We start from the raw sequence: 497 nt of genomic DNA, 5'->3' as shown, positions 1-497 counted from the left end.
ACCGTTCATTCAGCCGATGGCACGCCTCATCAAGTAACTATCACAGTAAATGGCACTAACGATAAAGCGGTAATTGGTGGTTCGAATACTGGTGCGGTGACGGAAGAGTCTCAACTTCAAACCTCTGGCACACTGACTGTTACGGATGTCGATACTGGTGAAGCGCATTTCTCCAACACAGATATTATCGGCACACTCGGTACCCTACACCTAACTGACAACGGCGCATGGACGTACGATTTAGATAACACCAACCCAACAGTTCAAGCATTAGGTAAAGGCTCGACAGCTACTGATACTATTACCGTTCATTCTGCCGATGGTACCCCTCATCAAGTAATTATTACGGTGAGTGGCACTAATGACACTGCCGTAATTGGTGGCTCAAATACTGGCGCGGTGACGGAAGAGTCTCAACTTCATACCTCAGGTACACTGACTGTTACGGATGTCGATACTGGCGAAGCGCACTTTTCTAATACCAACATTGTTGGGAC

Annotated in this window: 1 protein-coding gene; it reads left to right on the top strand. The window is 47.3% G+C overall.

The features are described from left to right. The coding region (locus tag A6E03_RS06645; RefSeq protein ID WP_218060154.1) for a VCBS domain-containing protein at window positions 1–497 on the top strand (497 nt) is incomplete at both ends.

This window comes from Aliivibrio sp. 1S128, assembly GCF_001691065.1.
In the GTDB taxonomy this organism is placed as follows: Bacteria; Pseudomonadota; Gammaproteobacteria; order Enterobacterales; family Vibrionaceae; genus Aliivibrio.
This window is presented reverse-complemented; position numbering and strand designations above follow the sequence as displayed.